A 23,671-nucleotide genomic window follows, 5' to 3' on the forward strand; every position below is an offset into this window, starting at 1 on the left:
ATCCGACGCTTACCGTTCGCGGGCAAGGTCGGGAGCGAACCTCGCGTGAAAAGGCCAATCCATGAAGACGTGTCTGGTGGTGGACGACTCCAAGGTGATCCGCAAGGTGGCGCGCCACATCCTCGAAACGCTGGAATTCACCGTCAGCGAGGCGGGCGACGGGCGCGAGGCGCTCGACGCTTGCATGGCCTCGCCGCCCGACGTGATCCTGCTCGACTGGAACATGCCGGTGATGAGCGGCATGGATTTCCTCCGCGCGCTGCGCGAATCGGACGTGCCGACCCGGCCCAAGGTGGTGTTCTGCACGACGGAGAACGGCATGGCCTATATCCGTGCCGCGATCGAGGCGGGGGCAGACGAGTACGTGATGAAGCCGTTCGACCGCGACACGCTGGAATCCAAGCTGCAGATCGTCGGCCTCGCCTGATCGCACGATCGTGCCGTCGGCCGCGCCCATCCCCTTCGACCCGGCGGTCGCCGGCGTGCTCGTCGTCGACGACTCGGTCGTCGCGCGGGCGGTGCTGGCGCGGCTGGTGGACGACAGCGCCAGGTTCCGGACGGTCGGCGCGGTCGGCTCCGTGGCGGCGGCGCTCGATTTCCTGTCCCGCACACGGGTCGATTTCATCCTGCTCGATGTGGTGCTGCCGCGGGTGGACGGGCTGACCGCGTTGCCCGAGCTGATCGCTGCCGCCGGCGACGCGAAGATCATCGTCGTCGCCGGATCGACCGCGGACGGGGCGAAGAACAGCGTCCGCGCACTGGCGCTCGGCGCGGCGGACACGCTGGTCAAGCCCGATGTCGCCGCCATGTCCGGCCGCTTCGGCGCGCAGCTGATCGAGCGACTGGAGCGGTTGTCCGCTCGGACCCCCGATGGCGCGAGTCGCTGCGGGAAAGGCAGAGCCGCCGCGGTGACCCTGCCGGCGATCGGCGATTACGACGTCGTCGCGATCGGTGCGTCGACGGGCGGCATCCACGCGCTGGGGCTGCTGCTGCGCGCGTTGCCGGCAGGTTTCCGGTCGCCGATCCTGGTGACGCAGCATCTACCGGCGTCGTTCATGCCCTATTTCGCCGCGCAGCTCGCCGTGCTGGCGGGCCGGCCGTGCGAGGTCGCGGCGCACCGGCTGCGGATCAGGCCCGGGCGGGTGATCGTCGCGCCGGGCGACGCGCATCTGCAATGCGTCTCGATCGGCGACCATGAGGCGGCGATCCGGCTGACGACCGCGCCGGCGGCGAGCGGCTGCCTGCCGTCGGTCGATCCGATGTTCGCCTCGGTGGCGGAGGTGTATGGCGCGCGCGCGCTCGCCGTGGTGCTGAGCGGCATGGGCCGCGACGGCGCGGATGGTGCGCGGCGGGTCCACGAAGCGGGAGGAACGGTGATCGTCCAGGACCAGGCCAGTTCGGTCGTCTGGGGCATGCCCGCCGCGATCGTGTCGCAGGGGTTCGAGGCGGCGACGCTGCCGCCCGAGGCGCTCGGCCGGCTGATCGCGACGGGGCGGCGGCCATGATGGGTGCGACCGCCAAGCCGGCGCCGAGCGCCGCGCACTCCGTGCTGGCCGCGCTGCTGGAGGCGCGGACCGGCCAGCAGATCGCCAGCCACCGCGCCTGGCGGCTCGACACCGAGCTGACGCCGCTGCTCCGTGCCCGAGGGTTGGAGACCCTGGACGAACTCGTTGCGCAGTTCCTGTCCGGCCATGATGGGCAGGTCGCCGACCGTATCGTCGAGGCGCTGCTGAACGGCGAGACCTCCTTCTTCCGTGACGCCGGGACCTTTGACCTGATCGACCAGGCGATCGGGGGGGAGGGCAGGGTGCGGTTGTGGAGCGCGGGATGCGCGACGGGGCAGGAGCCGCTGTCGCTGGCGATGATGTTCGCCGAGCGGCCTGGCAGCTCGGCGGCGTCGATGCCCGAGATCGTCGCGACGGACGTGTCGGAATCCGCGCTCGCCCGGGCGCGGGCAGGGCGGTACACGCAGTTCGAGGTCCAGCGCGGCCTGCCGGTGCGCCGGCTGATGCACTGGTTCGAGGGCAATGATGCCGAGTGGACCGTCTCCGCCGACCTGCTGCGCCACGTCAGCTATCGCCGGATGAACCTGGTGGTCGATCCGGCACCGGCGGGGCAGTTCGACATGGTGCTGTGCCGCAACGTGCTGCTGTACCTGGCCGCGCCCTACAAGCGAACGGTGTTCGCCAAGATCGCCGCGGCGCTGCGCCCGGGTGGCTTCCTGGTGCTGGGGGCGGGCGAGACGGTGATCGGACAGACCGGGTTGTTCCATCCGAGCGCCCGGTATCGCGGCCTGTACGAGCGCACGGCCGCTCCGGTCGAACGGTCCCGTGCCGCCTGACGGCTTGCCCCCGGCGGCGGCTTGCGCCAACGGGGCGAACCGAGCGGAGTTGCGAGCCGGCCATGACCATCATCGACACGCCTTCGCCGAACTGGGACGAGCGCGCGCTGCCCGTTTCCATGATCGTCCTCCATTATACCGGCATGCCCGATGCGGAGGGAGCGATAGCACGGTTGCGCGACCCCGAGGCCAAGGTCTCCTGCCATTATCTGGTAGCCGAGGACGGCACGGTGCTGCGCATGGTCGCCGAGGACAAACGCGCGTGGCACGCGGGTCGGTCGCACTGGCGGACGATCGACGACGTCAATTCGGCGAGCATCGGCATCGAGATCGTCAATCCCGGCCACGAATGGGGATACCGGCCGTTCCCCGACGAGCAGATGGCCGCGGTGATCGCGTTGGTCGCCGACATCAAGCAGCGCCACGCCGTCACCCGCGGCAACGTGGTCGGCCATTCGGACATCGCCCCGGCGCGCAAGCGCGATCCGGGCGAGCTGTTCCCGTGGGGCGATCTGGCGCGGCTGCGGCTGGCGCTGCCGCGGCCGACCAAGGGGCTGATGGACCCGCACTGGACGGAGGCCGGCTTCTGCCTGGCGCTGGAGCGGTTCGGGTACGACGTGGGCGACCGGATGGCGGCGATCATGGCATTCCAGCGGCGCTTCCGTCCCGAGCTGGTCGACGGCGAAATCGACGCCGAATGTCGGATGATCCTGCTGGCATTGCTGCTTCCCAAACCGCGGGGGGACGATTAGGGCGGCGGACGCCAGAGGGTCGGGCGACCGCGGGCATCTTCGGGTGCGCGAGGAAAGTCCGGGCTCCATGGAACGACGGTGCCGGGTAACGCCCGGCCGGGGCGACCCGAGGGATAGTGCCACAGAGAGCAGACGGCGACCGCTTCGGCGACGCCATGGTGAAAGGGTGCGGCAAGAGCGCACCGCGCGACCGGCAACGGGAGCGGCACGGTAAACCCCACCGGGAGCAAGATCGAATAGGGATGGCACATGAGCCTCGTTCCGGCTCGCCGTCCGGGTTGATTGCTGGAGGCGGCGCGCGAGCGTCGTCCTAGAGGAATGGTCGCACAGCCCCGTCAGGGGTGGACAGAACCCGGCTTACAGACCCTCTGGCGCCTCACCGAAGGTCACGGTTGCTTGACTCGATTGACCCCTGAACAGAAACTTGCCGGGTTGATCGTTTCCGAAAGCGATATTGAGAAACAGCGGGACGAGCGGTCGTCTCGGCGTATGTACCCGTTCCGTTCCTTGTAGGAAAGCGGTGCCACCGAGCTGTTCGTCCGCGGCGCGGTGGACCCCGGCACAGGGCCGGGGTGAGGAGCGGGGGCCGCTGGTGCCTGCGGGATGCCTTACAGCAGCACGGCCTCCGGGCGGCCGACCTGGTCGATGGCAGTGTGGCGGTCGATTTCCAGCAGCGGTTTCAGCAGGCCGTCGCGGATGTCGTAGACCCAGCCGTGGAGGGTGAGGTCTCGGCCGGCGGCAAAGGCGGCCTGCACGGTGGCGGTGCGGGCGAGGTGGAGCAGCTGATCGCGGACGTTCATCTCGACGAGCCGGTCGACGCGCTGCTCCTCCGGTACGGCATCAAGCTCGCCGGCATGGGCATGGGCGACGGCGCGGGCGTTCTCCAGCCACCTGTCCATCGGACCGTCGATGCCGCCCGACAGCGCCGCGTGCATGCCCGCGCAGCCGTGGTGGCCGCACAGCACGATGTTGGGCACCTCCAGCTCGTCCACGGCGTACTGGATCACCGACAGGAGATTGAGGTCGCCGTCCTGCACCAGATTGCCGACGTTGCGATGGGTGTAGAGGCCGCCGGGTTGCGACTGGGTCATCTGTTCCGGGCTGACGCGGCTGTCCGAGCAGCCGATCCACAGGAATTGCGGTCGCTGGCCGACGGCCTGGCGGCTGAAATAATCGGGTTTCTCGTCGGTCAGTTCGGTTGCCCAGGCGCGATTGGCGAGGAGCAGCTGCTTGGTGGCCTTCATGCGTAGCGGACCTCGGCGAGGGGAGCGTCGATCATCGGCGTCGTCTTGCCGGCGATGTCGCCGCGAACGATGACCGCGATGTCGCGGTGCGCGGCGTTCTTGATGAAGGCGTTGATGATGTCGACATTGTCGAGGTCGACATAGCTGGTCGCCGACAGATCGATCAGCAAATTGGCGCCGTCGGGCACGCGACCGAGGCATTGCTGCAGCTCGTGCTTGTGGATGAAGTAGAGGTTGCGGCGCGCGCGCACCATCCAGTCGGCGCCGTCGTGCGTCACCGTGATGGCGGTGCGGAAATTGCGCGCGACGACGAACACGAAGCCGACGCCCATGCCGATCAGGATGCCTTCGAGCAGGTCGGTGAAGAGGATCGCCAGCACCGTGACGACCAGTGGCACGAACTGGCTCCACCCCTGTTTCCAGCGTTCCAGGAACAGCTTGGGCTTGGCCAGCTTGTAGCCGGTGGCGATCAACACCGCGGCGAGCGCCGAGAGCGGGATGAGATTGAGCACGAAGGGGATCAGCGCCACGGACAGCAGCAGCCAGCTGCCGTGAAGGATGGTCGACAGCTTGCTCTCCGCGCCCGAATCGACATTGGCGGACGAGCGCACGATGACGGAGGTGACGGGCAAACCCCCGACCAGGCCGGAGACAATGTTGCCGCCGCCCTGTGCCAGCAATTCCCAGTTCTTGTCGGTGGAGCGACGCTTGGGATCGATCTCGTCCACCGCGGTGACGCTGAGCAGCGATTCGAGGCTGGCGACGATCGCCAGCGTCGCGGCGGTGATCCAGACCGCGCTGTTGGTGACCGCGGTGAAATCGGGCAGCGAGAAGAGGCGCAGGAACGCCGCCGGGCTGTCGGCGATCGGCACCTGAACGAGGTGCGTGCGGCCGAGCTGCCACGCGGGGACGAGGAGGCCGAGCAGCGCGTTGCCGACGACGCCGATGACGACCACGACGAGCGGGCCGGGCACGAAGCGCAACGGGCCCTGTTTGGGCCGCGCCGCATCCCACCAGAACAGGAACACCAGGCTGACCCCGGCGATCAGCACCGCGCCGGGCGTGATCGAGTTGGTCAGGCTGCCCGCGATGCGGGTAAAGGTGTTGGCGCCGTCGCGGGTGGAGAATTCGAAGATGCCCTCCGCCTCGCCGTCGTAGCCGACGGCGTGGGGAATCTGCTTCAGGATCAGGATCAGGCCGATCGCGGCGAGCATGCCGGTGATGACCGACGACGGCACGAACTCCGCCAGGATGCCGGCGCGGGTGAAATAAAAGGCGATCTGGAGTATGCCGGCCAGCACCACCGCCAGCGTGAACACCTGGAAGCTGGGCAGGCTCTCGATCGCCGCAAGCACGATCACGGTGAGCCCGGCCGCCGGACCGCTGACCGACAGCGACGATTTCGATACCGAGCCGACGACGATGCCGCCGACGATGCCGGCGATCAGGCCGGAGAAGAGCGGCGCGCCGGAGGCGAGGGCGACGCCGAGGCAGAGCGGCAGCGCGACCAGGAACACCACGACGGAGGCGGGGAGGTCGGCACGGACGCTAGCGAGCAGGTTCTTGGGAGACGACACCATTACTCCTCTTCGGGCGCGATCGCGGACATCTGACCGGCCGATCATGAAGGCTTGATGACGATCTTGTCACGCCACGCCCGCTTAGTCGAGCGGGACCGTGCCGATCGGCGTTCCGCCGGCATGGCGGCCGAGGCGGTTGCGCGGCGCGCGCCGCGGCCTATGTGCCGGGCATGGCGCATCGCCCGACACGATCCAACGACTGGGGCTTTCCACGGTGGCGCGGCTACGGCAGCGGCCGAGAGGCGAAGCCGGTGCGGCTGTGCGATCGCGACGGTTGTGCCGAGCCGGGCGACTGCCCCGCGCCGAAATCGCCCAACAGCCCGGAACGCTGGTATTTCTGCCGCGATCACGCCGCCGAGTACAATCGCGGCTGGGATTATTTCCAGGGTCTATCCGCCGAGGAGGCGGCAGCGCGCGAGGCGGACGAGACGCGCGGCGCGAACGGGTACGAGCGGGCGCGGCACTATGCGTGGAGCGGCCCGGGCGACGGCAGCCGGTCGCGCGACGAGCAGCGTGCGCTGGCGGTCCTGGGGCTGGATGACGATGCCGATTTCGACGCGGTGCGCGCGGCGTGGCGGCGGCTGGCCAAGGAGAATCATCCCGACGTGCGGCCGGGCGATCCGGACGCGGCGGTGCGGTTCCAGTCGGTGCAGGCTGCCTACGAGGTGCTGCGCACCGCCGCCGAGCGCCGGGCGGCGTGATCCGCACCACATCGCGCAAGGGTGGGGGCTGGCGGCACGTGACGCTGGTGTGCGGCAAATGCTCGCGCAAGCTGGACGGCGGGTTCGGCACGGACGGCGACGAGCGGCTGGCCAAGCTGCTCCGCAAGCGCGCGGGCAAGGGCAAGCGCGCGGTGGCCGGGGTGGTCGAGACCGGGTGCCTGAAACTCTGCCCCAAGAACGCGGTGGCGGTGATCGACGCGAGCCGGCCCGGCGAGTGGCTGGTGGTGCCCGCGGGCGAGCCGGTCGACGCGGTGGTGGCACGGCTGGGATGGGATTGCTGAAACACGGCGGATGCTCAATGCGCCGTCATGCCGGGCGCGTCCCGGCATCCAGAGTCAAGCAGCGCCATCGTTCGTGGCCCTGGATGCCGGGACGAGCCCGGCATGACGGGGCTTGAGTTCAGCTCGCGACGTAGCGGGCGGCGGTCTCGCGGATCAGGGCGATCATGTTGGGGATGCCTTGGGTCCGGTTGGAGCTGAGCTGCGCCGACAGGTCAAAGGGACGGAGTGCGTCGGCGACGTCGGTCGCGAGGATGTCGGCCGCCGGACGGTCCTGTACCGCGACCAGGACCAGGGCGATGATGCCCTTGGTGATCGCGGCGTTGGAGTCGGCCAGGAAGTGGAGCGTGCCGTCGTCGGCGCGGGTGGGGTAGACCCAGACGGAGGCGGAGCAGCCGCGGACCAGCGTCGCCTCGGTCTTCAGCGCGTCCGGCATCGGCTCCAGCGATCGGCCGAGGTCGATCAGCAGGCGATAGCGGTCGTCGGGGTCGAGAAAGTCGTATTCGTCGTGGATGTCGGCGAGGGTGGACATGGCCGCGCGGTACAGGTGGGGCGAGGCGGCTTCAACCTTGATGGTGTGGAGGCTTGCCCTCTCCTGGCGTCACACCGGGCTCGTCCCGGTGTCCAGAGCCAAGCAGCGCCGCCGTCCACGGCCCTGGATGCCGGGACGAGCCCGGCATGCCGGTGAGGGTCACAGGTCGACCCCCGCGGCGATCGCCTCCAGCTTGCGGATGCGCTCCTTCAGGTCGGCGATCTCGATGCGGGCGCCGGCGGAGGGGGCGGGCACGCTGGCGCGCTCGATCTCCGAGCGCTTGAGCTGGAGCCAGCCGCGCCAGCCGGTCAGGCCGCCGGCGACCAGCATGCCGAGCCCGGCCAGGCCGGAGAGGGACAGGGTGAGCGTGGTGACGGGATCGGTCACGGGAGCCTCCTAGCGGTCGCGCAGCCGCTCGATCTCGCGATCGAGGCCGAGGCTGCCGTGGTTGTCGGTGACGACGCGTTCCAGCACGGCGACGCGTTCCTTCAGGAGGCGGACCTCCTCGGCGGCGCGCATCGCGTCGGCGCTCTGCACCTCGCCCGATTGGTGGCGGCCGACCGCCTCGTATTTGGCCCTCGACACTTTCGCCAGAGCCGTGATGAGCACGATGGCCATGACCATGACCGCGACGGACCAAGGCATTGTCTTCCCTCTCTCAGTTGACCGCGCGGGTGTCGCGCAATTGTTCGATCTGGTGGTGCAGGTCGGCGCCGCGATCGGTGGCGATGCGTTCCAGCACCTGCACGCGTGCCTCCAGCCGTTCGCCGTTGGCGGCGTATTGCGCGGCCTTCTCGGCGGCCTGGGCGTTGAGTGCGGTGGCCATCTTCTCGCGGTGGACGGTCCAGATGCGGAAGCCCTCCAGCGCGCAGCCGACGACGACGATGGCGAGGACGATCAGCGCGAGCGTGACGACGAGCGGCGCGTTGGCGGCGAGGAAGCCGGTCATGCCTGCCTCCGGAGCGCTTCGATCTCGCGGGCGGTGCGCTCGGCGGGATCGGTGGCGATCCGCTCCAGCACGGCGATCCGCTCTTCCAGCCGGCCGACCTGGCCGGCGAGCCTCTCGTTCTCGCCGGTGAGCAGCGCGAGTTTGCGGTTGTTGTCGATCGTGCCGGAGCCGTCGGTCATGCCCCAGTCGTTGCTGGGCGCGTAGCCGTGCCTGGCGCGTATCCAGTTGTTCACCACCCAGCCGCCGGTCGACATCGCGATGATGGCGAGGACGAAGAACGGTCCGCCGAAGTCCATGGTATCTCTCCCCTGTTCGAGCCCGGATCAGCGCAGCGCGTCGATCTCGTTGGCGAGCGCCGTGTTGCGGCTGGTGAAGTGCGTTTCCATGTCGCCGAGGCGGCGGTCGATGTCGCGCAGCTTGGAGCGGACCTCGGCGGCGGAGCGCGTCGGGTTGGTGCGGACGCCCTGCCAGAACTTGGCGTCGTCGGGCGTCTCGTACAGGCCGATCGGCTTGCGGGGCGCCATCCAGGCGATCAGGGCGTAGGCGATCAGCGTCCAGGGGAAGCCGCCGGCGAGGGTGAGCAGCACCATGCCGATGCGGACCCAGAGCACTTCGATCCCCGTGTAATCGGCGATTCCGGCGCAGACGCCCTTCCACTTGGCGTCCTGCTTGTTGAGGTAATATTGCGTGCGGGCAGCCATGTCAGTTGCTCCGGTTGGAATGGGGGTTGCGGTCGATCTGGTAAGTCGGTTGCGGGCTGTTGAGGCCCGGCCGCCAGTCGGGATTGTCGGCGGCGACGATCCGCTCGACGGTGTTGACGCGCTCCTCGAGGCGGCGGGCGAGATTGTACATCTCGTCGAGCATGCGCTCGTCCTCCTCGGTGATCTTGGGCGCCTGCCGCCACTTCGTCAGATAGTGGAGGATGACCCAGGGCAGGCCGATGAAGATCGACGTGATCGCGATCACGGGTACGAAGATGTCTTCCATCTCAGCCCTCCTGCTTGCTGCCGAGGCGGCGTTTCAGCGCGGCGAGTTCCTCGTCCACCCGGTCCGACTGGCGGAGCTCGGCGATCTCCTCTTCCAGCGACTTGGAGACGCCCAGGCCCATCGCCTCGGCGCGGCCCTCCGCCTCGTCGGCGCGGCGCTCCAGCTCGCCGAAGCGGCTGAAGGCTTCCTGAGTCTTGGGGCCGGCGTACATGTCGCGTAGGCGGAAGCGGTTGTTGGCGGTGTCGATGCGGGTCTGGATGCCCGACTGTTTGGACCGCGCCTCGCGGAGGCGGCCCTGCAACTTGGCGATGTCCTCTTCCGCCGCCCGCAGCGAGTCGTCGAGCACGCCGACCTCGCCGCGCAGCTGCTCGGCCATGTCGGTCGCCTTCTGGCGCTCGACCAGCGCCGCCTTGGCGAGATCCTCGCGGTCCTTGGACAGGGCCAGCTCGGCCTTCTCGGTCCAGTTGGTCTGGAGATCGTCGAGCTTGGCGATGTGGCGGCGCATCTCTTTCTGGTCGGCGATGGTGCGGGCAGCGGAGGCACGGACCTCGACCAGCGTCTCCTCCATCTCGAGGATAATCATGCGGATCATCTTCGCCGGGTCTTCCGCCTTGTCGAGCAGGTCGGCGAAATTGGCGGCGACGATGTCGCGGGTACGGCTGAAGATTCCCATCGCGAACTCCTGAGGGACGAATACGCCCATGCTTATGCCACCAACCGGGTGGTGCTGGCGACTGCCCCGTTACCCTGGGCGGTGGCCGGGCCGACCGCCGAGGCGATCAGGGTGCCGCTGACCGCGAAGGTGAGGGCGAGGGTGGCGAGCGTGTTGATGACGGTCTTCATGGCTGGTTCCTTTTGGTTGCCGCCTGGGAACGGCGGGATGCCTGACGCTTTGCAGGGGGCGTGCCAGTTTCGAAAAACCTGAACCTTCCATGACTTAGCGGAAAAGGGCGGTTTCGCGGCTCCAGGAGGGTTGCCAAGACTTGGCGGATCGCGCCAGATGTCGGCCATGGAACGGGCAAGCCAGGTCGTCGGACAGTCGGGAGCGTTCCTCGACGCGCTGGAACGCGCCTCGCGCGCGGCCGCGCTCGACCGGCCGGTGCTGGTGATCGGCGAGCGGGGGACGGGCAAGGAGCTGGTCGCCGAGCGGCTGCACCGGCTGAGCCCGCGGTGGGACCAGCCGCTGGTGGTGATGAACTGCGCGGCGCTGCCCGAGACGCTGATCGAGGCGGAATTGTTCGGGCACGAGGCGGGGGCCTTCACCGGCGCGACCAAGGCGCGGGTCGGGCGCTTCGAGGAGGCGGACGGGGGGACGCTGTTCCTGGACGAGCTCGGCACCTTGTCGATGGCCGCGCAGGAGCGGCTGCTGCGCGCGGTGGAATATGGCGAGGTGACGCGGATCGGGGCGTCGCGGCCCTTGCGCGTCGACGTGCGGATCGTGGCCGCCACCAACGAGCATCTGCCCGACAAGGTCGACGCGCACAGCTTTCGCGCCGACCTGCTCGACCGGCTGTCGTTCGAGGTGGTGACGCTGCCGCCGCTTCGCGCGCGGCGGGACGACATCATGGTGCTGGCGAATCATTTCGCGCGGCGGATGGCGGCGGAGCTGGGCTGGGAGCGGTGGACCGGATTCGGCGAGCGGGCGGTCGAGCAGCTGACGGCATATGGCTGGCCGGGCAACGTGCGCGAGCTGCGCAACGTGGTGGAGCGCGCGGTGTACCGCTGGGACGCGGGCGGGCCGGTCGACCGCATCGACATCGATCCCTTCGCCTCGCCGTTCCGCCCGAGCGGGCAGGCGCCGGCCAGCCCGTCGGTCGCGGCGGTGTCGACCTCGCCCTCGACCAAGGTGCCGGTGCCGAGCGCGGGCGACGAGGTGGCGGCGTGCGAGGTGGGTCCGTCCGACTTCAAGAGCCGGGTGGCGCAGTTCGAGCGCGACCTGCTGGCGAACGCGCTGGCGGAGCATCGTTTCAACCAGCGGCAGGCGGCGTCGGCGCTGGGCCTGAGCTACGACCAATTCCGCCACGCGCTGCGACGACATGATCTGATCGGAACGGTTGCGTAACGCTGCTGCCGGGACCAAGTGGAAGGGGTGTGCGTTATGCCCCCGATCAATTCCACCAGGAGACACAAGATGGCGTTCGAACTGCCCCCCTTGCCCTACGATTATGACGCGTTGGAGCCGACCATCTCCAAGGAGACGATGACGGTCCACCACGACAAGCATCACAAGGCCTATACCGACAAGCTGAACGAGGGCGTCGCGGCCGATCCGAAGCTGGAAGGCAAGTCGATCGAGGACATTCTGGGAATGATCTCGTCGCAGCCGCCGCTGGTCCGCAACAATGGCGGCGGTTACTGGAACCATGATTTCTTCTGGAAGACGATGAAGAAGGGCGGCGGCCAGCCCTCCGGCAAGCTGGCCGAGGCCATCGAGCGTGATTTCGGCGGACTCGATCAGCTGAAGGAGCAGTTCAACGGCAAGGGCGCTACGCAGTTCGGATCGGGCTGGGCATGGCTGATCGCCGACGAGGCCGGCAAGCTCAAGGTGACGAGCACGCCGAACCAGGACAATCCGCTGATGGACGACGCCAAGGAGCGGGGCACGCCGTTGCTGGGCAACGACGTGTGGGAGCACGCTTACTACCTGACCTACAAGAACGATCGGCCGGGCTATCTGAAGGCGTGGTGGGACGTGGTCGACTGGGACACGGTCGGCCAGCGGTACGAGGCGGTTTCGGGCTGATCCTCGCTGCTTTCTGAGCCCTCATCTTCTCCGTCCTGCCGGGCTCGACCCGGCATCCATGGTGCCGCGAGAGCATCGGCCGATGTTTACGCGGCACGATGGACCCCGGATCAAGTCCGAGGTGACAGGGGGGTGACGTGGCGGCGATGAAGCTTGGCCGACGAGGGATGGTGGGGGCGCTCATCGCCGCTCTCGCCACCGCCTGTTCGCCGCTCAGGACGTTCGACGCCCTCGTCCCCAAGGACGGGGGCGTTCGCGTGGTGGCGCGCGACGTGGCGTATGGCGAGGGGTCGCGGCAGCGGCTGGACGTGTACGCACCGAATCGGGGCAAGGGGCCGCGACCGGTGGTCGTGTTCTTCTACGGCGGATCGTGGAATTCGGGGACGAAGGATGGGTATCGCTTCGTCGGGCGGGCGCTGGCGGCTCGCGGGTTCGTGGTCGTCATTCCCGATTACCGGCTGGTGCCGGAGGTGCGCTTTCCCGAGTTCCTGCGCGACAATGCCGCGGCGGTGCGGTGGACGCGGGTGCATGTCGCAGCGCTGGGCGGCGATCCCGATCGGCTGGTGCTCGTCGGCCATTCGGCGGGAGCGTACGACGCGGCGATGCTGGCGCTCGACCCGCGCTGGCTCGGCGCCGACCGGACGGCGGTGAAGGGCTGGGTGGGACTGGCGGGACCGTACGACTTCCTGCCGCTCGACCAGCCGGCGACGATCGCGGCGTTCGGCGCGGCGGGCGACCCGGCCGCGACGCAGCCGGTGGTCTTCGCGAGTGCGGGCGATCCGCCGGCGCTGCTCGCCACCGGCGACAAGGACGAACTGGTCCGACCCCGCAACAGCGACGTGCTGGCACGGAGACTCACGGCGGCGGGCGTGACGGTGGAGCGGCGACGTTATCCCCGGGTGGGGCATGTCGGCATCGTCACCGCGATCGCGCGGCCGCTCAGGGGACGGGCGCCGGTGCTGGACGACGTAGCGACCTTCGCCGCGCGGGTGACGGGGGCGGAGTGAGCGTGCTGGTCGATCGGCGACGGCGAGGAGCGTTTCGATGAAGATCGACGGGCGTAATCGGTTCGCGGCACCGTCTCCACGATCGCGCCGGGGCGGTGAACGGCACCATTAAGGTCGGCGGCGGGGCGCGAGCTATTGCTGGGCCTGGTTGCTGGTCGACGGGATGAACCGCTGCTTCGTGGAGAAGCTGGTGGAGACGACCGCGGACGGCGGGCGTGATCGAGGAGGCGAAGGTGACTGCGGCGGGCAGGAGGTGCAGGAGGCGGATTTGCTCGCGGTAATCGAGGGGGCACTGGTGGCGACGCTGTAGGGGGTGCCGCGGGCTTGTCCTGGAAAGCGGGACGTAGCGGCGCGGGAGTAGGTCGCTCCCGTCATGCCGGGCTGGTCCCGGCATCCAGGGCCACGAGTGATGGTGCTGCTTGGCCCTGGACCCCGGGACAAGCCCGGGGTGACGAGGATTTCTCGACCAGTGGCGGCGTTCTACCGCCGCGGCGCCTTCGTCGGCCGCGCGCTGTAGCGAGGCGCGCGGGAAGGGCCGGCGTTGGACTGGCGGCCGCGCGGAGAGGCGCGGTGCTGCGGTGCTGGGGCGGGGCCGCCCTCGGGAGGTTCGATCGCGATGGCGTCCTCGCCTTCGGAGCCGGCGGTGCGCTTGGCGGAGGCCAGGAAGCGGCCGGCGATGGCACGGGGGATCTGGACCATCGTCTCGGCCGGGCCGATGCGGATCGCGCCGATCTCGTCGCGCGTCACGTGACCGCGACGGCAGAGCAGCGGCAGCAACCAGCGCGGGTCGGCATTTTGGCGGCGGCCGATGTCGAGGCGGAACCAGACGGTGTCGTCGAAGCCGGGGCGATGCTTGTCCTCCCGTCGTGGCGGCTCGTTGGCGCCGTCGGCCATCTCTTCCGGCGCCGGCATCGACGCGCGCATCGCGCGGATCAACATGGCGGCGACGTCCTGCGGGCTGCGGGTTTCGAGCAGGCGCTCGCCGAGGGCGCGATCCTCGTCGTCCAGCTCGACCGGCTCGGCGAGACGAGTGAGCAGGCGCTCGCGATCGGCGGCGCGGATCTCGTCGGCGCCAGGGACGGGCACCCAGTTGACGGCGATGCGCGCAGCGCGGAGCATCCCCTCGACGCGGCGGCGCTTCTGATAGGGGACGATCAGCATCGCGGTGCCCTTGCGCCCGGCGCGGCCGGTGCGGCCGGAGCGGTGCTGGAGCGTCTCCGCATCGCGCGGCAGCTCGACATGGACGACGAGGCTGAGGCTGGGCAGGTCGATGCCGCGGGCCGCCACGTCGGTGGCGACGCAGACGCGGGCGCGGCCGTCGCGAAGCGCCTGAAGCGCGGCGTTGCGCTCGTTCTGCGAATGCTCGCCCGACAGCGCGACGGCCGCGAAGCCGCGCTCGACCAGGCTGGCGTGCAGGTGGCGGACGTTGTCGCGGGTGGCGCAGAACAGCATCGCCGTCTCCGCCTCGTGCAGGCGAAGGAGGTTCACCACGACGTGCTCGATGTCGGACGGCGCGATGGCGACCGCCTGATACTCGATGTCGCCATGGCCCCGGTCCTCGCCGACGGTGGCGATGCGGACGGCGTCGCGCTGGTACGTCTTGGCGAGCTGGACGATCGGACGCGGCAGGGTCGCGGAGAAGAGCAGGGTGCGGCGCTCCGCCGGGGTCGCGTCGAGGATCTGCTCCAGATCCTCGCGGAAACCCATGTCGAGCATCTCGTCCGCCTCGTCGAGGACGGCGGCCTTCAGTTCGCCGAGCTTGAGGGCGCCGCGTTCCAAGTGGTCGCGGAGGCGGCCGGGCGTGCCGACGACGATGTGGACGCCGTGCGACAGCGCGCGGCGTTCCTTGCTGGCGTCCATGCCGCCGACGCAGGTGGCGATGCGCGCGCCGGCGTAGAGCCAGTCGAGTTCGCGGCTGACCTGGAGCGCGAGTTCGCGGGTGGGGGCGATAACGAGCGCGAGCGGCAGGCCCGCCTGGGGCAGGACGAGACCGTCGGTCAGCAGCTGGCCGGCCATGGCGAGGCCGAAGGCGACGGTCTTGCCGGACCCGGTCTGCGCGGAGACGAGGAGGTCGCGGCCCTCGGCCTCGGCGGCAATGACCTCGGCCTGGACCGGGGTCAGGGTTTCGTAGCCGCGCGCGGCGAGCGCCGCGGCGAGCGGGGCGGGGAGATTCTCGGGTAGCATGGTTTTCCAATGTGGGGGCGCGAAGCCCGGCGGCCAAGTCGGGCGCGATTTCGCCCGCCTATGGCGGATGCGGCATCGACGCCGCCCGAACGGAACACCCTAAAGCGCGTGGCCCGTAGCCGATCCGCTCGCCCATGCCCACTGGAAATTGTAGCCGCCGAGCCAGCCGGTGACGTCGACCGCCTCGCCGATGGCGTGGAGACCGGGGACTTTCCTCGATTCCAAGTCGCGCGAGGAGAGTTCGGCGGTGCTGATGCCGCCGACGGTGACTTCCGCCTTGGCGTGGCCTTCGGTGCCGCTTGGGGCGAAGCGCCAGTCGGACAGGCGCTGCGCGGCGGCGCGGAGTGCCTTGTCGGGCGCGTCGGCGAGGCGGTCGACGGGCATGTCGGCGGTGAGCGCGTCGGTGAGGCGATCGGGCAGGGCGAGGGCGCGGCGGAGCGTGGTGCGGGGTTCGCTGCGCTTGAGGGCGAGGAGCCAATCGGGGTCGCGGCCGGGGGTGAAGTCGATCGCGACCTCGTCACCGTGGCGCCAGTAGGAGGAGACTTGCAGGATGGCGGGGCCGGACAGGCCGCGATGGGTGAAGAGGGCAGCCTCGCGGAAGCGGGCGGTGCCGACGCGCGCCTCGACCGTGGCGGAGACGCCGGCGAGGTCGCGGAACAGGGCCTGGTCGGGGCCGAGGGTGAGGGGAACGAGGGCCGGGCGCGGTTCGACGACCTTGAGGCCGAACTGGCGGGCGAGGCGGTAGGCAAGGTCGGTGGCGCCGAGCTTGGGGATGGAGGGGCCGCCGGTGGCGACCACCAGTCTGGGGGCGATCGATACGCGGTCGCCGGTGGTCACGCGGAAATGGGTGCCGTCGTGTTCCACCTGCGGTTCGTGGCCCATCGCCCAGTCGACCGCGCCTGCATCGCACTCAGCGACGAGCATGGCGACGATCTGGCGCGCCGAGCCGTCGCAGAAGAGCTGGCCGAGCGTCTTCTCGTGCCAGGCGATGCCGTAGCGTTCGACCAGGGCGACGAAGTCGGACGGGGTGTAGCGGCCGAGCGCGGATTTGGCGAAATGCGGGTTGGCGGAGACGAAGCGATCGGGGGCGGTGCCGAGATTGGTGAAGTTGCAGCGGCCGCCGCCGGAGATGACGATCTTGGCACCGGGCTGCGCGGCGTGGTCGACGAGCAGTACGCGGCGACCGCGCTGGCCGGCGATGCCGGCGCAGAACATGCCGGCGGCGCCGGCGCCGAGGATGATGGCGTCGTGGGTGGGGGTCATTCTATATTGTCATACCGGGCTGGTCGGATCCCATCGAAGTAGTACTTCGATGGGCGCCCTGGTCCCGGCATCCAGAGCCACGAACGCCCACGCTGCTTGACCCTGGATGCCGGCACAGGCCCGGCATGACGGGGAGAGGGGAACGAGCCGGCCGTTCACCGGAGCTTGGCGATCGACAGGCCGTCCTCCTTGGCGCGGGTCTTGATCGACTCCTCGCTGCGGGTCATCGCTTTCGAGATGGCCTTCAGCGCCATGCCTTTCTTGGCGAGCGTGTGGAGCTTCTGGATCTCGTCCTGCGTCCAGGGCTGGCGGTGACGTTCGAACTTCTCGGCCATTACAGGGGCTCCACGGACAGGATCTCGATCGCGTCGGCGCGGCCCTGGAAATCGGCGAGGTCGCCCGCCTCCAGACCGATCAGCGCGCGGGCGAGGGGGGCGGCGTAGGCGATGCGGGTGTCGCCGTCCGCCTCGTCGTGGCCGACGATGGCGACCTGCCGCTCCCGGCCGGCGAGGCGGAAGCGGACGCGGGTGGCGATGCCGGCCGTGCCGTCGGCGGGCGCGCCGGCCACCTCGGCGGTGGCGGCGCGGGTGTGCCAGTAGCGCAAGGTGCGGCGGAGCGGCTCCGGGTCGGCGGCGGCCGCGATCTCCGCCTCCAGCGCGGCGATGCGGGCGGCGATCAGCGCGGGGCCGGCGGCGGTGACGAGGTTGGGGCCAGGCGGGATCGGCAGCTCGAACCGGGGTTCGAGATGCTCCTCGTCGCTGTCGCGGCGGAAGGCGACGCTCATGGGCGGGGATGACTCATCGCACGCAGATGTGGCGGCGCCGCCGCGGCGTCAACGCGTGCCGGCGAGATAGCGGGCGAGGGGCTCGATCATCTCCTCCGGGATGCGGCGGGCGATGACGGGCATGGTGTCGTGCGGCTTGCGCGCGTCGACCACTTCCTTCTCACCACGCCACCCGCGCAGGCGCTGGGCGATGTAGCTCGCCTTCTGTCCGGCGAGGACGGGGTAGCCCTTGCCGGGCGCGTGGCAGCTGGCGCAGGCGGGAAGCTGGAGGCGGGGTTCGCCGCGCTCGACCAGGGCACGGGCGGCGGCGGTTCCGGCCGGGGGCGTGTCGCCGATGCCGGGCATCGCGGCGTAATGGGCGGCGAGGGTCCTCATCTCGGCATCGGTGAGCGCGGCGGCGGCGTTGCCCATGACGGCGCTGTGCCGCTCGCCGGTGGCGTAGGCGCGCAGCGAGGCGAGGAGATAGGCGGGGTGCTGGCCGCCGAGCACGGGGATGTCGGGCTGACCGCGCCCCCGGCCATCGGCGCCGTGGCACGACGCGCAGCTCGCGACCAGGCCGGGGCGGAGCGCGGCGGTGCCGGTGCTGCCGGCGCCCGCCGCCTGCTCGGTCAGCGCGCGGTACTGCGCCGGGGTCATGGCAGGGAGCGCGCGGACGAAGGCGACCATGCGCGCGACCTCGTCCGGCCGGTCCTGCACCGCCCAGGCGGGCATGCCGGAGAATTTGACGCCGTGCTGGAGAATCCAGTTGAGCTGCTTGTCGGTCCAGAGAGGCGCGTTCTTCTGCAGGTCGGGCGCGTGGGGGGTGGCGGCCTGCATCACGGGCGAGGGGCGGCGGCCGGGCGCGCCGTGGCACGACGCGCAGGCGGCGGCGAAATGGCCGGCGGCGCTGACCAGGCCAGTATCCGCCTTGGGGTCGGCGGGGGAGGTGAGGGCGGCGCGGGTGCGGACGGAATTCTCCATCACCCAGTGCAGGAACCAATTGGTGATCGGCCAGTGGCCGCTGGAGGCGGCGACGTTGAACGCGCCCGACCAGGCGTAGAGCATGCCCGCGGCGAACAGCGCGGTGAGCGTCGCCAGCGCGCGCTTCCAGGTGATGGTGATCGTCATGGCCTTGGTCATGTTGGGGCACCCTCGTCGCGGAGCAGCGTTCCGAGCATCGCCAGCCCGCCGATCAGGTAGCTGCCCGCGCCGATCGTGAGCATCACGACACCGCCGAGCTGCTGGTCTTCGAGCCCGTGGGAATGGCCGTAGAGCGTGCGCGGCGCCAGGCCGACGAGCGCGCCGAGCAGCGTCATGTGCATGGAGGTGAGGAGGAGCGCGCCGATGCCGGCGGCGCGGCGCTCGCGCCCGGTGCCGAGCACGGCGCTCCACAGCCACAGGCCGGCGGCGAGGAAGCTCCCCTGCTCGACGGCGAACCAGGCGCCGCCCGCGTCGGCGAGCGCGCGCGGCCCGGGGAGGTGCCAGCCCCAGACGACGACGAGTTCGACCAGCATCGACGCCATCGGGCTCGCCGCGGCGGGCCAGCGGCGCGCCGGGTCGAGGGTCGAGCCGCCCAGGCCGACGGCGAGGAGCGGCGCGGCGAGGGCGACCGCGATCATGTGGCCGGCCATGTGCCCGGTCATGCCGCCCGCCACCGCCGCCGCCCAGCCGAGGGGAACGAGGGCGAGGCCGGCGAGGAGGGCGGCGCGCCTCACCGGCAATCCGTCAAGAAGGCGACGGGGGTGGCGGTGAAGACGACACCGATCGCGCTGAGCACGGCCAGCAGCTGCGTGGCGACCGCGAGGAAGCGGAGACGATCCAGGTCGGTCGATTGTTCGTGGGGGGGCGGGTCGCCGGGGGTGTTGGCCTGCACGGTGGCGATCGCGCCGGCGGCGGCGATCAGGAGCAGCGCCAGGACGGTGCCGGCGACGTAGAGCGTGGGAAAGGTCGCGAACCGACCCGCCTTGGCGCAGTTGAGCGCCGCCCACAGGTAGGAGAAGAGGAAATGCCCGGCCCAGACGGTGGGCGGCACGATCAGCGTCCATAGCGAGACGCTGAGCCGGCGGATGCGCTCGACCAGCCGCCTCACGCGCGCAGCTCCGGGAACAGGCCGATCGTCAGGTAGGTGGCGACGGCGGTGGCGAGCAGGAAGTGGAGGAAGACGGTGATGTTGCGCAGGTCGGCGTCGTACTCCGGCGTCATCCGGCCCGCGAGGCTGCGGGCGAGGGTGTAGCCCTGGCAGATGGCGGCGATGCCGGCGTGCGCGGTGGTCCAGATCGCCAGTGTCCAGACGATCGCGGGATAGGAATGGGCGGAGGGGACGAGGCCGCTGGTCCAGGGGCCCGCCAGACCCGCGGCGATGCTGGCCAGCGAGGCGAGAAGGGCGACGCCGAGCAGGACGCGGGCGGCGGCCACCGCGCCGCGGACATTGAGCTCGCGCGCGCCGACGGTGGCGGCCCAGCTGGCGATCGTCAGCGCCAGCGCGACGAGCGGCCAGAAGCGGCCCGGCCCGGCATGGCCGGGGGGCGGCCAGTCCGGATGGACCGTCCAGAAGAAGTAATAGCCGAACAGCAGGCCGGAGAAGGCAGTGGCGTCGGCCATCATGGTGATGAACATCGCCCACCAGCCGCTGGCCGACGGCCCGGACAGGTAGAGCGGCACGACGAGGCCGTGGCCGATCGGCTTGCACGGCTTTTCCGGGATCTCGGCGGTGGTCCACAGCCAGGTGAGGACGGCGGCGAGCGTCGCGACGGCGCCCGCCAGTGCCCACCAGTAGAGGTGGTAGGTGGTGAGGATGAAGACGCTGCCGAGCGCCACCGCCGTTATCATGGGAATGACGCTGGGCATGCCGAGCCGGGCGACCTGGATGGGGCGCGCGTCGATGACGCTGGTGATGATCGTCTCGCGCCGGCCTTCCTCGGCATCGGGGAGGAAGAAGCGGCCCTGGTCGACGCGGTCGACGAAGCCGGGCTGGTCCCAGATCGGATAGCGGCTGGTGACGAGCGGGACCGAGCGGATGCCCCAATCCTCGTCGTCCGGGTGAGCGAGCCATTCGAGCGTGCCGGCGTTCCACGGATTGCGCGGCGACTTGGCCCGGGTCGGCGACAGCGCCATGTCGATGCAGACGAGGAGCACGCCGGCGGCGAACAGGAAGCCGCCGAGCGTCGAGGCCATGTTGAGGCCGCCGATGCCGAGTTCGGCCGGGTAGGTGAAGACGCGGCGCGGCATCCCCTCCAGGCCGGACAGGTGCATGGGGAAGAAGGCGAGGTTGGCACCGGCGAACATCACCCAGAAGGCGGTGCGGCCGATCCGATCGCTGAGCTTCTTGCCCGTCACCAGCGGCCAGTAATAATAAAGGCCGGCGAACAGCGGCAGCAGCGTGCCGCCGATCAGCACGTAATGGAGGTGCGCGACGACGAAATAGGTGTCGTGCGCCTGCCAGTCGAACGGCGCGATCGCCACCATCACGCCGGTCAGCCCGCCGATGGTGAAGATGGCGATCGAGCCGACCGCGTAGAGGAGCGGCGTCGACCAGATCACGCGCCCCGCCCATAGCGTGGCAATGAAGGCGAAGACCTGGATGCCGGTGGGGATCGCCACCGCCTCGGACGCGGCGGAGAAGAAGGCGAGGCTGATCTTGGGCAGGCCGGTCGCGAACATGTGGTGGACCCACAGGCCGAACGAGAGGAACGCGGTGCCGACCGCCGCCAGCACGATCCACGGGTAGCCGAGCAGGTGGCGCTGCGCGAAGGTCGGGATCAGCATCGCGAACAGCGCGATCGAGGGGAGGAAGACGATGTAGACCTCCGGATGGCCGAAGATCCAGAACAGGTGCTGCCACAGCAGCGGGTCGCCGCCGCGGGCCGCGTCGAAGAAGGGCCAGTCGAGCAGGCGCTCCATCTCGAACAGCACGTCGCCCGCGATCAGGGGCGGAAAGGCGAACAGGATCATCACCGCGACGACCAGGATGTACCAGGCGTAGAGCGGCATGAGGTTGAGGCGCATGCCGGGCGGGCGGCATTTGAGGACGCCGACGATCAGCTCGACCGCCGCCGCCACCGACGACACCTCGATGAACGAGAGCCCGAGCATCCAGATGTCGGCGCCGAGCCCCGACAGGTCGGTGCGCGTGGTGAGCGGCGGGTACATGAACCAGCCGCCGTCGGGCGCGGCGTTGAAGAAGATCGAGCCGGTGACGAAGACGCCGCCGATCAGGAAGCTCCAATAGCCGAACGCCGACAGGCGCGGGAAGGGCAGGTCGCGCGCGCCCAAGAGCTGCGGCAGCAGGATGATCGACACCGCCTCGAACATCGGCACGGCGAACAGGAACATCATCGTCGAGCCGTGCAGCGTGAACAGCTGGTTGAAGGTGTTGGCGGTGACGAGATCGTTCTCGGGGACGGCGAGCTGCGCGCGCATGATGAGCGCCAGGACGCCGGCGAACAGCATGAAGGCGAAGGCGGTCAGCGTGTACCAGACGCCCACGCGGTTGTTGTTGACGTCGGTCCAGCGGAAGAACCAGCCCGACGGCGGCTGCCATACCGCGCGCAGCCGATCCTCCTGGACGGCGCGGACGGCGGGATCGTTCTGGTCGGGGGCGACATAGTCGGCAGGGGCGGCGAGGTCGGTCATTTCAGCCCCTGTAGGTAGGTCGCGATCGCCACCGCGTCGGCTTCGGGCATATGGTCGAAGGCGGGCATGCGGACGCCGGGCTTGGTCGCCTCCGGGTGGCGGATAAAGGCGGCGGTGTTGGCGGTGGTCATCGGCAGGATGCCGGCGGCGAGCGTCGCGCGGTTGCCGTAGCGCGACAGGTCCGGGCCGATCGCGCTCGCCGCATCGGTGCCGCGGATCGCGTGGCAGCCGCCGCAGCCGTAGCGCGCGAACAGGGCCGCCCCCGGTGCGGCCGCAGAAGCGGTGGCGGAGGCGCCGCGCTGGCCGGCCATCCACCCATCAAAGGCGGCCGGTTCCATCGCGACGACGTCGAACGCCATCAGCGCGTGGCTCAGCCCGCAGAACTCGGTGCAGACGCCGCGATAGCGGCCGGGCTTGTCGGCGCGCACCACCAGCGTGTTGATGCGCCCGGGGATCATGTCCATCTTGCCGGCGAGGCCCGGAATCCAGAAGCTGTGGATCACGTCCCCGCCCGCCAGGTCGATCGCGACGGTGCGGCCGACGGGCAGGCGCACCTCGTTGGCGGAGACGAGCTGGCCCGGTCCGGGCGCGGTGACGACGCGCCACCAGAACTGCTCGCCCTCCACCTTGATGCGCAGATCGGCGGGGGAGACCGGCGCCGGGCGCATCAGCGGCAACGACGCGGCGAGCAGCGCGAACAGCAGGATCGTCGGGAACACGCCGCCGGCCCACAGTACCAGCTTCATGCCCTGATCGTGCGTCAGCCGCTCGCCCGGCGTGCGGATCGCGTGGCGCATCAGCAGCGTCATCGATGCCGCGATGACCACCGCGGCGACCAGCAGCACGATCGTCAGCGTGCGCGTCGACGCCGCCTCGGCCCCGAAGGGGGCGAGCGCCGACTGGTGGCGATTGCACGCGGCCAGCAGCAATGCCGGCAGGACCGATCCGGTGACGCGCCGGCCGATAATGGCGTCGATGGTGGCCTCCCGAGCCGTTGTGCCGCCCTCTTGCCGGATGCGATTGTCCGCGTCCACCACCTGGCCTTCGTCGTGGTGCGCGACACACTCCGCGTTAGCAAGCCGGGCACGGGCGTGTTACAAGGGCGGCATGACCGCGATCCCCCACGCCTACCCGATCGACGTCGCACCCTCCGACATCGATTCCATGGGGCACGTCAACAACGCGCGCTACCTGTCGTGGGTGCAGGACGCGGTGGTCAGCCATTGGCAGCGGCTCGCCCCCGCCGAGGCGGTGGCGGCGCACCTGTGGGTCGCGCTCCGCCACGAGATCACCTATCGCAAGCCCGCCTTTCTGGAGGACGAGGTGATCGCCACCGTGATCCTGGAAAAGGTGCAGGGCGCGCGCGCCTTCTACGAGACGGTGATCCGCCGCGGCGAGGAGGTGCTGGCCGAGGTGAAATCGAGCTGGTGCTGCCTGGACGCCGAGACGATGAAGCCGGCGCGGCTGGCGCGCAGCGTGGTCGAGCGGTTCTTCTAGGTCAGGCTGCTACGTCCAGTAGAGGATACGCGCGAACGGCAGGCGATCCGCGATCCGCTCCTCGAAGAAGGCGCGCAGGGAGCGCATCGTGTCGCGGTCGTAGACGTGCTTGATCCCGCCGAACTTGTTGCGCTTCTCGGTCCGGCCCGCCTCGCCCATGTCGAGCCGCGATCCCGGATACCAGCTCTGCAGCACCT

General features: G+C 70.0%; 32 protein-coding genes and 1 other RNA gene (1 of these 33 cut by a window edge). 12 read left to right on the forward strand and 21 right to left on the reverse strand.

Annotation, left to right across the window (positions count from 1 at the left end; genetic code table 11):
- The first annotated feature begins 61 nt into the window (after positions 1 to 61).
- The 5 genes from BM145_RS09365 to rnpB all read left to right on the forward strand — a co-directional run bounded on the left by BM145_RS09365 (position 62) and on the right by rnpB (position 3,469).
- The gene (locus tag BM145_RS09365; protein WP_093333381.1) at positions 62 to 427 is read left to right on the forward strand and encodes a response regulator; all 366 of its coding nucleotides are present in this window, start codon (positions 62 to 64) and stop codon (positions 425 to 427) included.
- A gap of 10 nt (positions 428 to 437) precedes the next feature.
- Complete coding sequence (locus BM145_RS09370) at positions 438 to 1,505, forward strand: chemotaxis protein CheB (RefSeq protein WP_245739225.1); 1,068 nt, start codon at positions 438 to 440, stop codon at positions 1,503 to 1,505.
- Positions 1,502 to 2,341, forward strand: coding sequence for a CheR family methyltransferase (locus BM145_RS09375; RefSeq protein WP_093333382.1), 840 nt, complete (start codon positions 1,502 to 1,504; stop codon positions 2,339 to 2,341). Before BM145_RS09370 ends, BM145_RS09375 begins: the two co-directional genes overlap by 4 nt.
- Positions 2,342 to 2,403: 62 nt before the next feature.
- Positions 2,404 to 3,093 (forward strand): N-acetylmuramoyl-L-alanine amidase, encoded by a 690-nt coding sequence (locus BM145_RS09380; RefSeq protein WP_093333383.1) that lies wholly within the window; start codon positions 2,404 to 2,406, stop codon positions 3,091 to 3,093.
- An 11-nt stretch (positions 3,094 to 3,104) separates the two neighbouring features.
- Positions 3,105 to 3,469: RNase P RNA component class A (gene rnpB / locus BM145_RS09385), an RNA gene on the forward strand.
- A 232-nt stretch (positions 3,470 to 3,701) separates the two neighbouring features.
- On the opposite strand, the gene BM145_RS09390 is transcribed toward rnpB, so the two are convergent.
- Both BM145_RS09390 and BM145_RS09395 read right to left on the reverse strand, forming a co-directional pair.
- Positions 3,702 to 4,337, reverse strand: coding sequence for a carbonic anhydrase (locus BM145_RS09390; RefSeq protein ID WP_093333384.1), 636 nt, complete (start codon positions 4,335 to 4,337; stop codon positions 3,702 to 3,704).
- Positions 4,334 to 5,917 carry a SulP family inorganic anion transporter gene (locus BM145_RS09395; RefSeq protein WP_177200145.1) on the reverse strand — a complete coding sequence of 528 codons (1,584 nt, stop codon included), beginning with the start codon at positions 5,915 to 5,917 and terminating at the stop codon, positions 4,334 to 4,336. Before BM145_RS09395 ends, BM145_RS09390 begins: the two co-directional genes overlap by 4 nt.
- 170 nt (positions 5,918 to 6,087) lie before the next feature.
- Here BM145_RS09395 and BM145_RS09400 point away from each other — a divergent pair, with 170 nt between their 5' ends.
- Together BM145_RS09400 and BM145_RS09405 are read left to right on the forward strand one after the other, a co-directional pair.
- Positions 6,088 to 6,618 carry a J domain-containing protein gene (locus BM145_RS09400; RefSeq protein ID WP_093333385.1) on the forward strand — a complete coding sequence of 177 codons (531 nt, stop codon included), beginning with the start codon at positions 6,088 to 6,090 and terminating at the stop codon, positions 6,616 to 6,618.
- Entirely contained in the window at positions 6,615 to 6,920 is a 306-nt protein-coding gene (locus BM145_RS09405) for a hypothetical protein (protein ID WP_093333386.1), read from the forward strand. The genes BM145_RS09400 and BM145_RS09405 overlap by 4 nt, the downstream gene beginning before the upstream one ends.
- Before the next feature lie 118 nt (positions 6,921 to 7,038).
- On the opposite strand, the gene BM145_RS09410 is transcribed toward BM145_RS09405, so the two are convergent.
- From BM145_RS09410 to BM145_RS16050, 9 genes are all read right to left on the reverse strand, one after another.
- Positions 7,039 to 7,449 (reverse strand): SufE family protein, encoded by a 411-nt coding sequence (locus BM145_RS09410; RefSeq protein WP_093333387.1) that lies wholly within the window; start codon positions 7,447 to 7,449, stop codon positions 7,039 to 7,041.
- Positions 7,450 to 7,608: 159 nt separating this feature from the next.
- Positions 7,609 to 7,836 carry a hypothetical protein gene (locus BM145_RS09415; protein ID WP_093333388.1) on the reverse strand — a complete coding sequence of 76 codons (228 nt, stop codon included), beginning with the start codon at positions 7,834 to 7,836 and terminating at the stop codon, positions 7,609 to 7,611.
- Between the two features lie 9 nt (positions 7,837 to 7,845).
- Complete coding sequence (locus BM145_RS09420) at positions 7,846 to 8,067, reverse strand: hypothetical protein (protein ID WP_342741804.1); 222 nt, start codon at positions 8,065 to 8,067, stop codon at positions 7,846 to 7,848.
- A 40-nt stretch (positions 8,068 to 8,107) separates the two neighbouring features.
- Positions 8,108 to 8,398, reverse strand: coding sequence for a hypothetical protein (locus tag BM145_RS09425; RefSeq protein ID WP_245739226.1), 291 nt, complete (start codon positions 8,396 to 8,398; stop codon positions 8,108 to 8,110).
- On the reverse strand, positions 8,395 to 8,694 hold the full coding sequence (locus tag BM145_RS09430; RefSeq protein ID WP_093333390.1) for a hypothetical protein: 300 nt from the start codon (positions 8,692 to 8,694) through the stop codon (positions 8,395 to 8,397). The genes BM145_RS09425 and BM145_RS09430 overlap by 4 nt, the downstream gene beginning before the upstream one ends.
- Positions 8,695 to 8,721: 27 nt before the next feature.
- Complete coding sequence (pspC, locus tag BM145_RS09435) at positions 8,722 to 9,099, reverse strand: envelope stress response membrane protein PspC (protein ID WP_093333391.1); 378 nt, start codon at positions 9,097 to 9,099, stop codon at positions 8,722 to 8,724.
- 1 nt (position 9,100) lies between these two features.
- Positions 9,101 to 9,385, reverse strand: a complete 285-nt coding sequence (gene pspB / locus BM145_RS09440) for an envelope stress response membrane protein PspB (protein WP_093333392.1) — start codon at positions 9,383 to 9,385, stop codon at positions 9,101 to 9,103.
- 1 nt (position 9,386) lies between these two features.
- A complete protein-coding gene (gene pspA, locus BM145_RS09445; protein WP_093333430.1) occupies positions 9,387 to 10,058 on the reverse strand; it encodes a phage shock protein PspA in 672 nt (223 codons plus the stop codon).
- Between the two features lie 32 nt (positions 10,059 to 10,090).
- Positions 10,091 to 10,228, reverse strand: a complete 138-nt coding sequence (locus BM145_RS16050) for a hypothetical protein (protein ID WP_177200146.1) — start codon at positions 10,226 to 10,228, stop codon at positions 10,091 to 10,093.
- A gap of 166 nt (positions 10,229 to 10,394) precedes the next feature.
- Between BM145_RS16050 and pspF the strand changes: the two genes are divergently transcribed.
- The 4 genes from pspF (at position 10,395) to BM145_RS16575 (ending at position 13,445) form a co-directional block, all read left to right on the forward strand.
- On the forward strand, positions 10,395 to 11,447 hold the full coding sequence (gene pspF / locus BM145_RS09450) for a phage shock protein operon transcriptional activator (protein ID WP_093333393.1): 1,053 nt from the start codon (positions 10,395 to 10,397) through the stop codon (positions 11,445 to 11,447).
- A gap of 69 nt (positions 11,448 to 11,516) precedes the next feature.
- Positions 11,517 to 12,128 carry a superoxide dismutase gene (locus BM145_RS09455; RefSeq protein WP_093333394.1) on the forward strand — a complete coding sequence of 204 codons (612 nt, stop codon included), beginning with the start codon at positions 11,517 to 11,519 and terminating at the stop codon, positions 12,126 to 12,128.
- 167 nt (positions 12,129 to 12,295) lie between these two features.
- Entirely contained in the window at positions 12,296 to 13,135 is an 840-nt protein-coding gene (locus BM145_RS09460) for an alpha/beta hydrolase (protein WP_245739227.1), read from the forward strand.
- Positions 13,136 to 13,283: 148 nt separating this feature from the next.
- Positions 13,284 to 13,445 (forward strand): hypothetical protein, encoded by a 162-nt coding sequence (locus BM145_RS16575; protein ID WP_177200147.1) that lies wholly within the window; start codon positions 13,284 to 13,286, stop codon positions 13,443 to 13,445.
- Positions 13,446 to 13,615: 170 nt separating this feature from the next.
- Here the strand turns inward: BM145_RS16575 and BM145_RS09470 are convergent, their stop codons facing one another.
- From BM145_RS09470 to BM145_RS09510, 9 genes are all read right to left on the reverse strand, one after another.
- Positions 13,616 to 15,319 (reverse strand): DEAD/DEAH box helicase, encoded by a 1,704-nt coding sequence (locus BM145_RS09470; protein ID WP_093333396.1) that lies wholly within the window; start codon positions 15,317 to 15,319, stop codon positions 13,616 to 13,618.
- 99 nt (positions 15,320 to 15,418) lie between these two features.
- Positions 15,419 to 16,582 (reverse strand): BaiN/RdsA family NAD(P)/FAD-dependent oxidoreductase, encoded by a 1,164-nt coding sequence (locus tag BM145_RS09475; RefSeq protein WP_093333397.1) that lies wholly within the window; start codon positions 16,580 to 16,582, stop codon positions 15,419 to 15,421.
- Between the two features lie 155 nt (positions 16,583 to 16,737).
- On the reverse strand, positions 16,738 to 16,917 hold the full coding sequence (locus tag BM145_RS09480) for a hypothetical protein (protein WP_093333398.1): 180 nt from the start codon (positions 16,915 to 16,917) through the stop codon (positions 16,738 to 16,740).
- Positions 16,917 to 17,366, reverse strand: coding sequence for a GreA/GreB family elongation factor (locus BM145_RS09485; protein ID WP_093333399.1), 450 nt, complete (start codon positions 17,364 to 17,366; stop codon positions 16,917 to 16,919). Before BM145_RS09485 ends, BM145_RS09480 begins: the two co-directional genes overlap by 1 nt.
- A 48-nt stretch (positions 17,367 to 17,414) precedes the next feature.
- A complete protein-coding gene (locus BM145_RS09490; protein ID WP_342741805.1) occupies positions 17,415 to 18,485 on the reverse strand; it encodes a c-type cytochrome in 1,071 nt (356 codons plus the stop codon).
- Positions 18,482 to 19,060, reverse strand: coding sequence for a cytochrome c oxidase assembly protein (locus tag BM145_RS09495; RefSeq protein WP_093333400.1), 579 nt, complete (start codon positions 19,058 to 19,060; stop codon positions 18,482 to 18,484). Before BM145_RS09495 ends, BM145_RS09490 begins: the two co-directional genes overlap by 4 nt.
- On the reverse strand, positions 19,057 to 19,434 hold the full coding sequence (locus BM145_RS09500; protein ID WP_093333401.1) for a hypothetical protein: 378 nt from the start codon (positions 19,432 to 19,434) through the stop codon (positions 19,057 to 19,059). The genes BM145_RS09495 and BM145_RS09500 overlap by 4 nt, the downstream gene beginning before the upstream one ends.
- A complete protein-coding gene (gene ctaD, locus BM145_RS09505) occupies positions 19,431 to 21,977 on the reverse strand; it encodes a cytochrome c oxidase subunit I (RefSeq protein ID WP_093333402.1) in 2,547 nt (848 codons plus the stop codon). The genes BM145_RS09500 and ctaD overlap by 4 nt, the downstream gene beginning before the upstream one ends.
- On the reverse strand, positions 21,974 to 23,011 hold the full coding sequence (locus BM145_RS09510) for a cytochrome c oxidase subunit II (protein WP_425441090.1): 1,038 nt from the start codon (positions 23,009 to 23,011) through the stop codon (positions 21,974 to 21,976). Before BM145_RS09510 ends, ctaD begins: the two co-directional genes overlap by 4 nt.
- A gap of 73 nt (positions 23,012 to 23,084) precedes the next feature.
- On the opposite strand from BM145_RS09510, the gene BM145_RS09515 reads away from it, so the two are divergent.
- A complete protein-coding gene (locus BM145_RS09515) occupies positions 23,085 to 23,474 on the forward strand; it encodes an acyl-CoA thioesterase (protein ID WP_093333403.1) in 390 nt (129 codons plus the stop codon).
- 9 nt (positions 23,475 to 23,483) lie between these two features.
- Here BM145_RS09515 and BM145_RS09520 read toward each other — a convergent pair whose 3' ends face one another.
- Positions 23,484 to 23,671, reverse strand: partial view of an SPL family radical SAM protein gene (locus BM145_RS09520; protein WP_245739228.1) — the end only. Its footprint extends 826 nt past the window's final position; 188 of the gene's 1,014 nt are visible here — the last part of the coding sequence; its start codon lies beyond the right edge, outside the window — the gene reads right to left on this strand; it ends in the stop codon at positions 23,484 to 23,486.

The sequence above is a fragment of the Sphingomonas rubra genome (assembly GCF_900115745.1).
Classification (GTDB): Bacteria; Pseudomonadota; Alphaproteobacteria; order Sphingomonadales; family Sphingomonadaceae; genus Sphingomonas; species Sphingomonas rubra.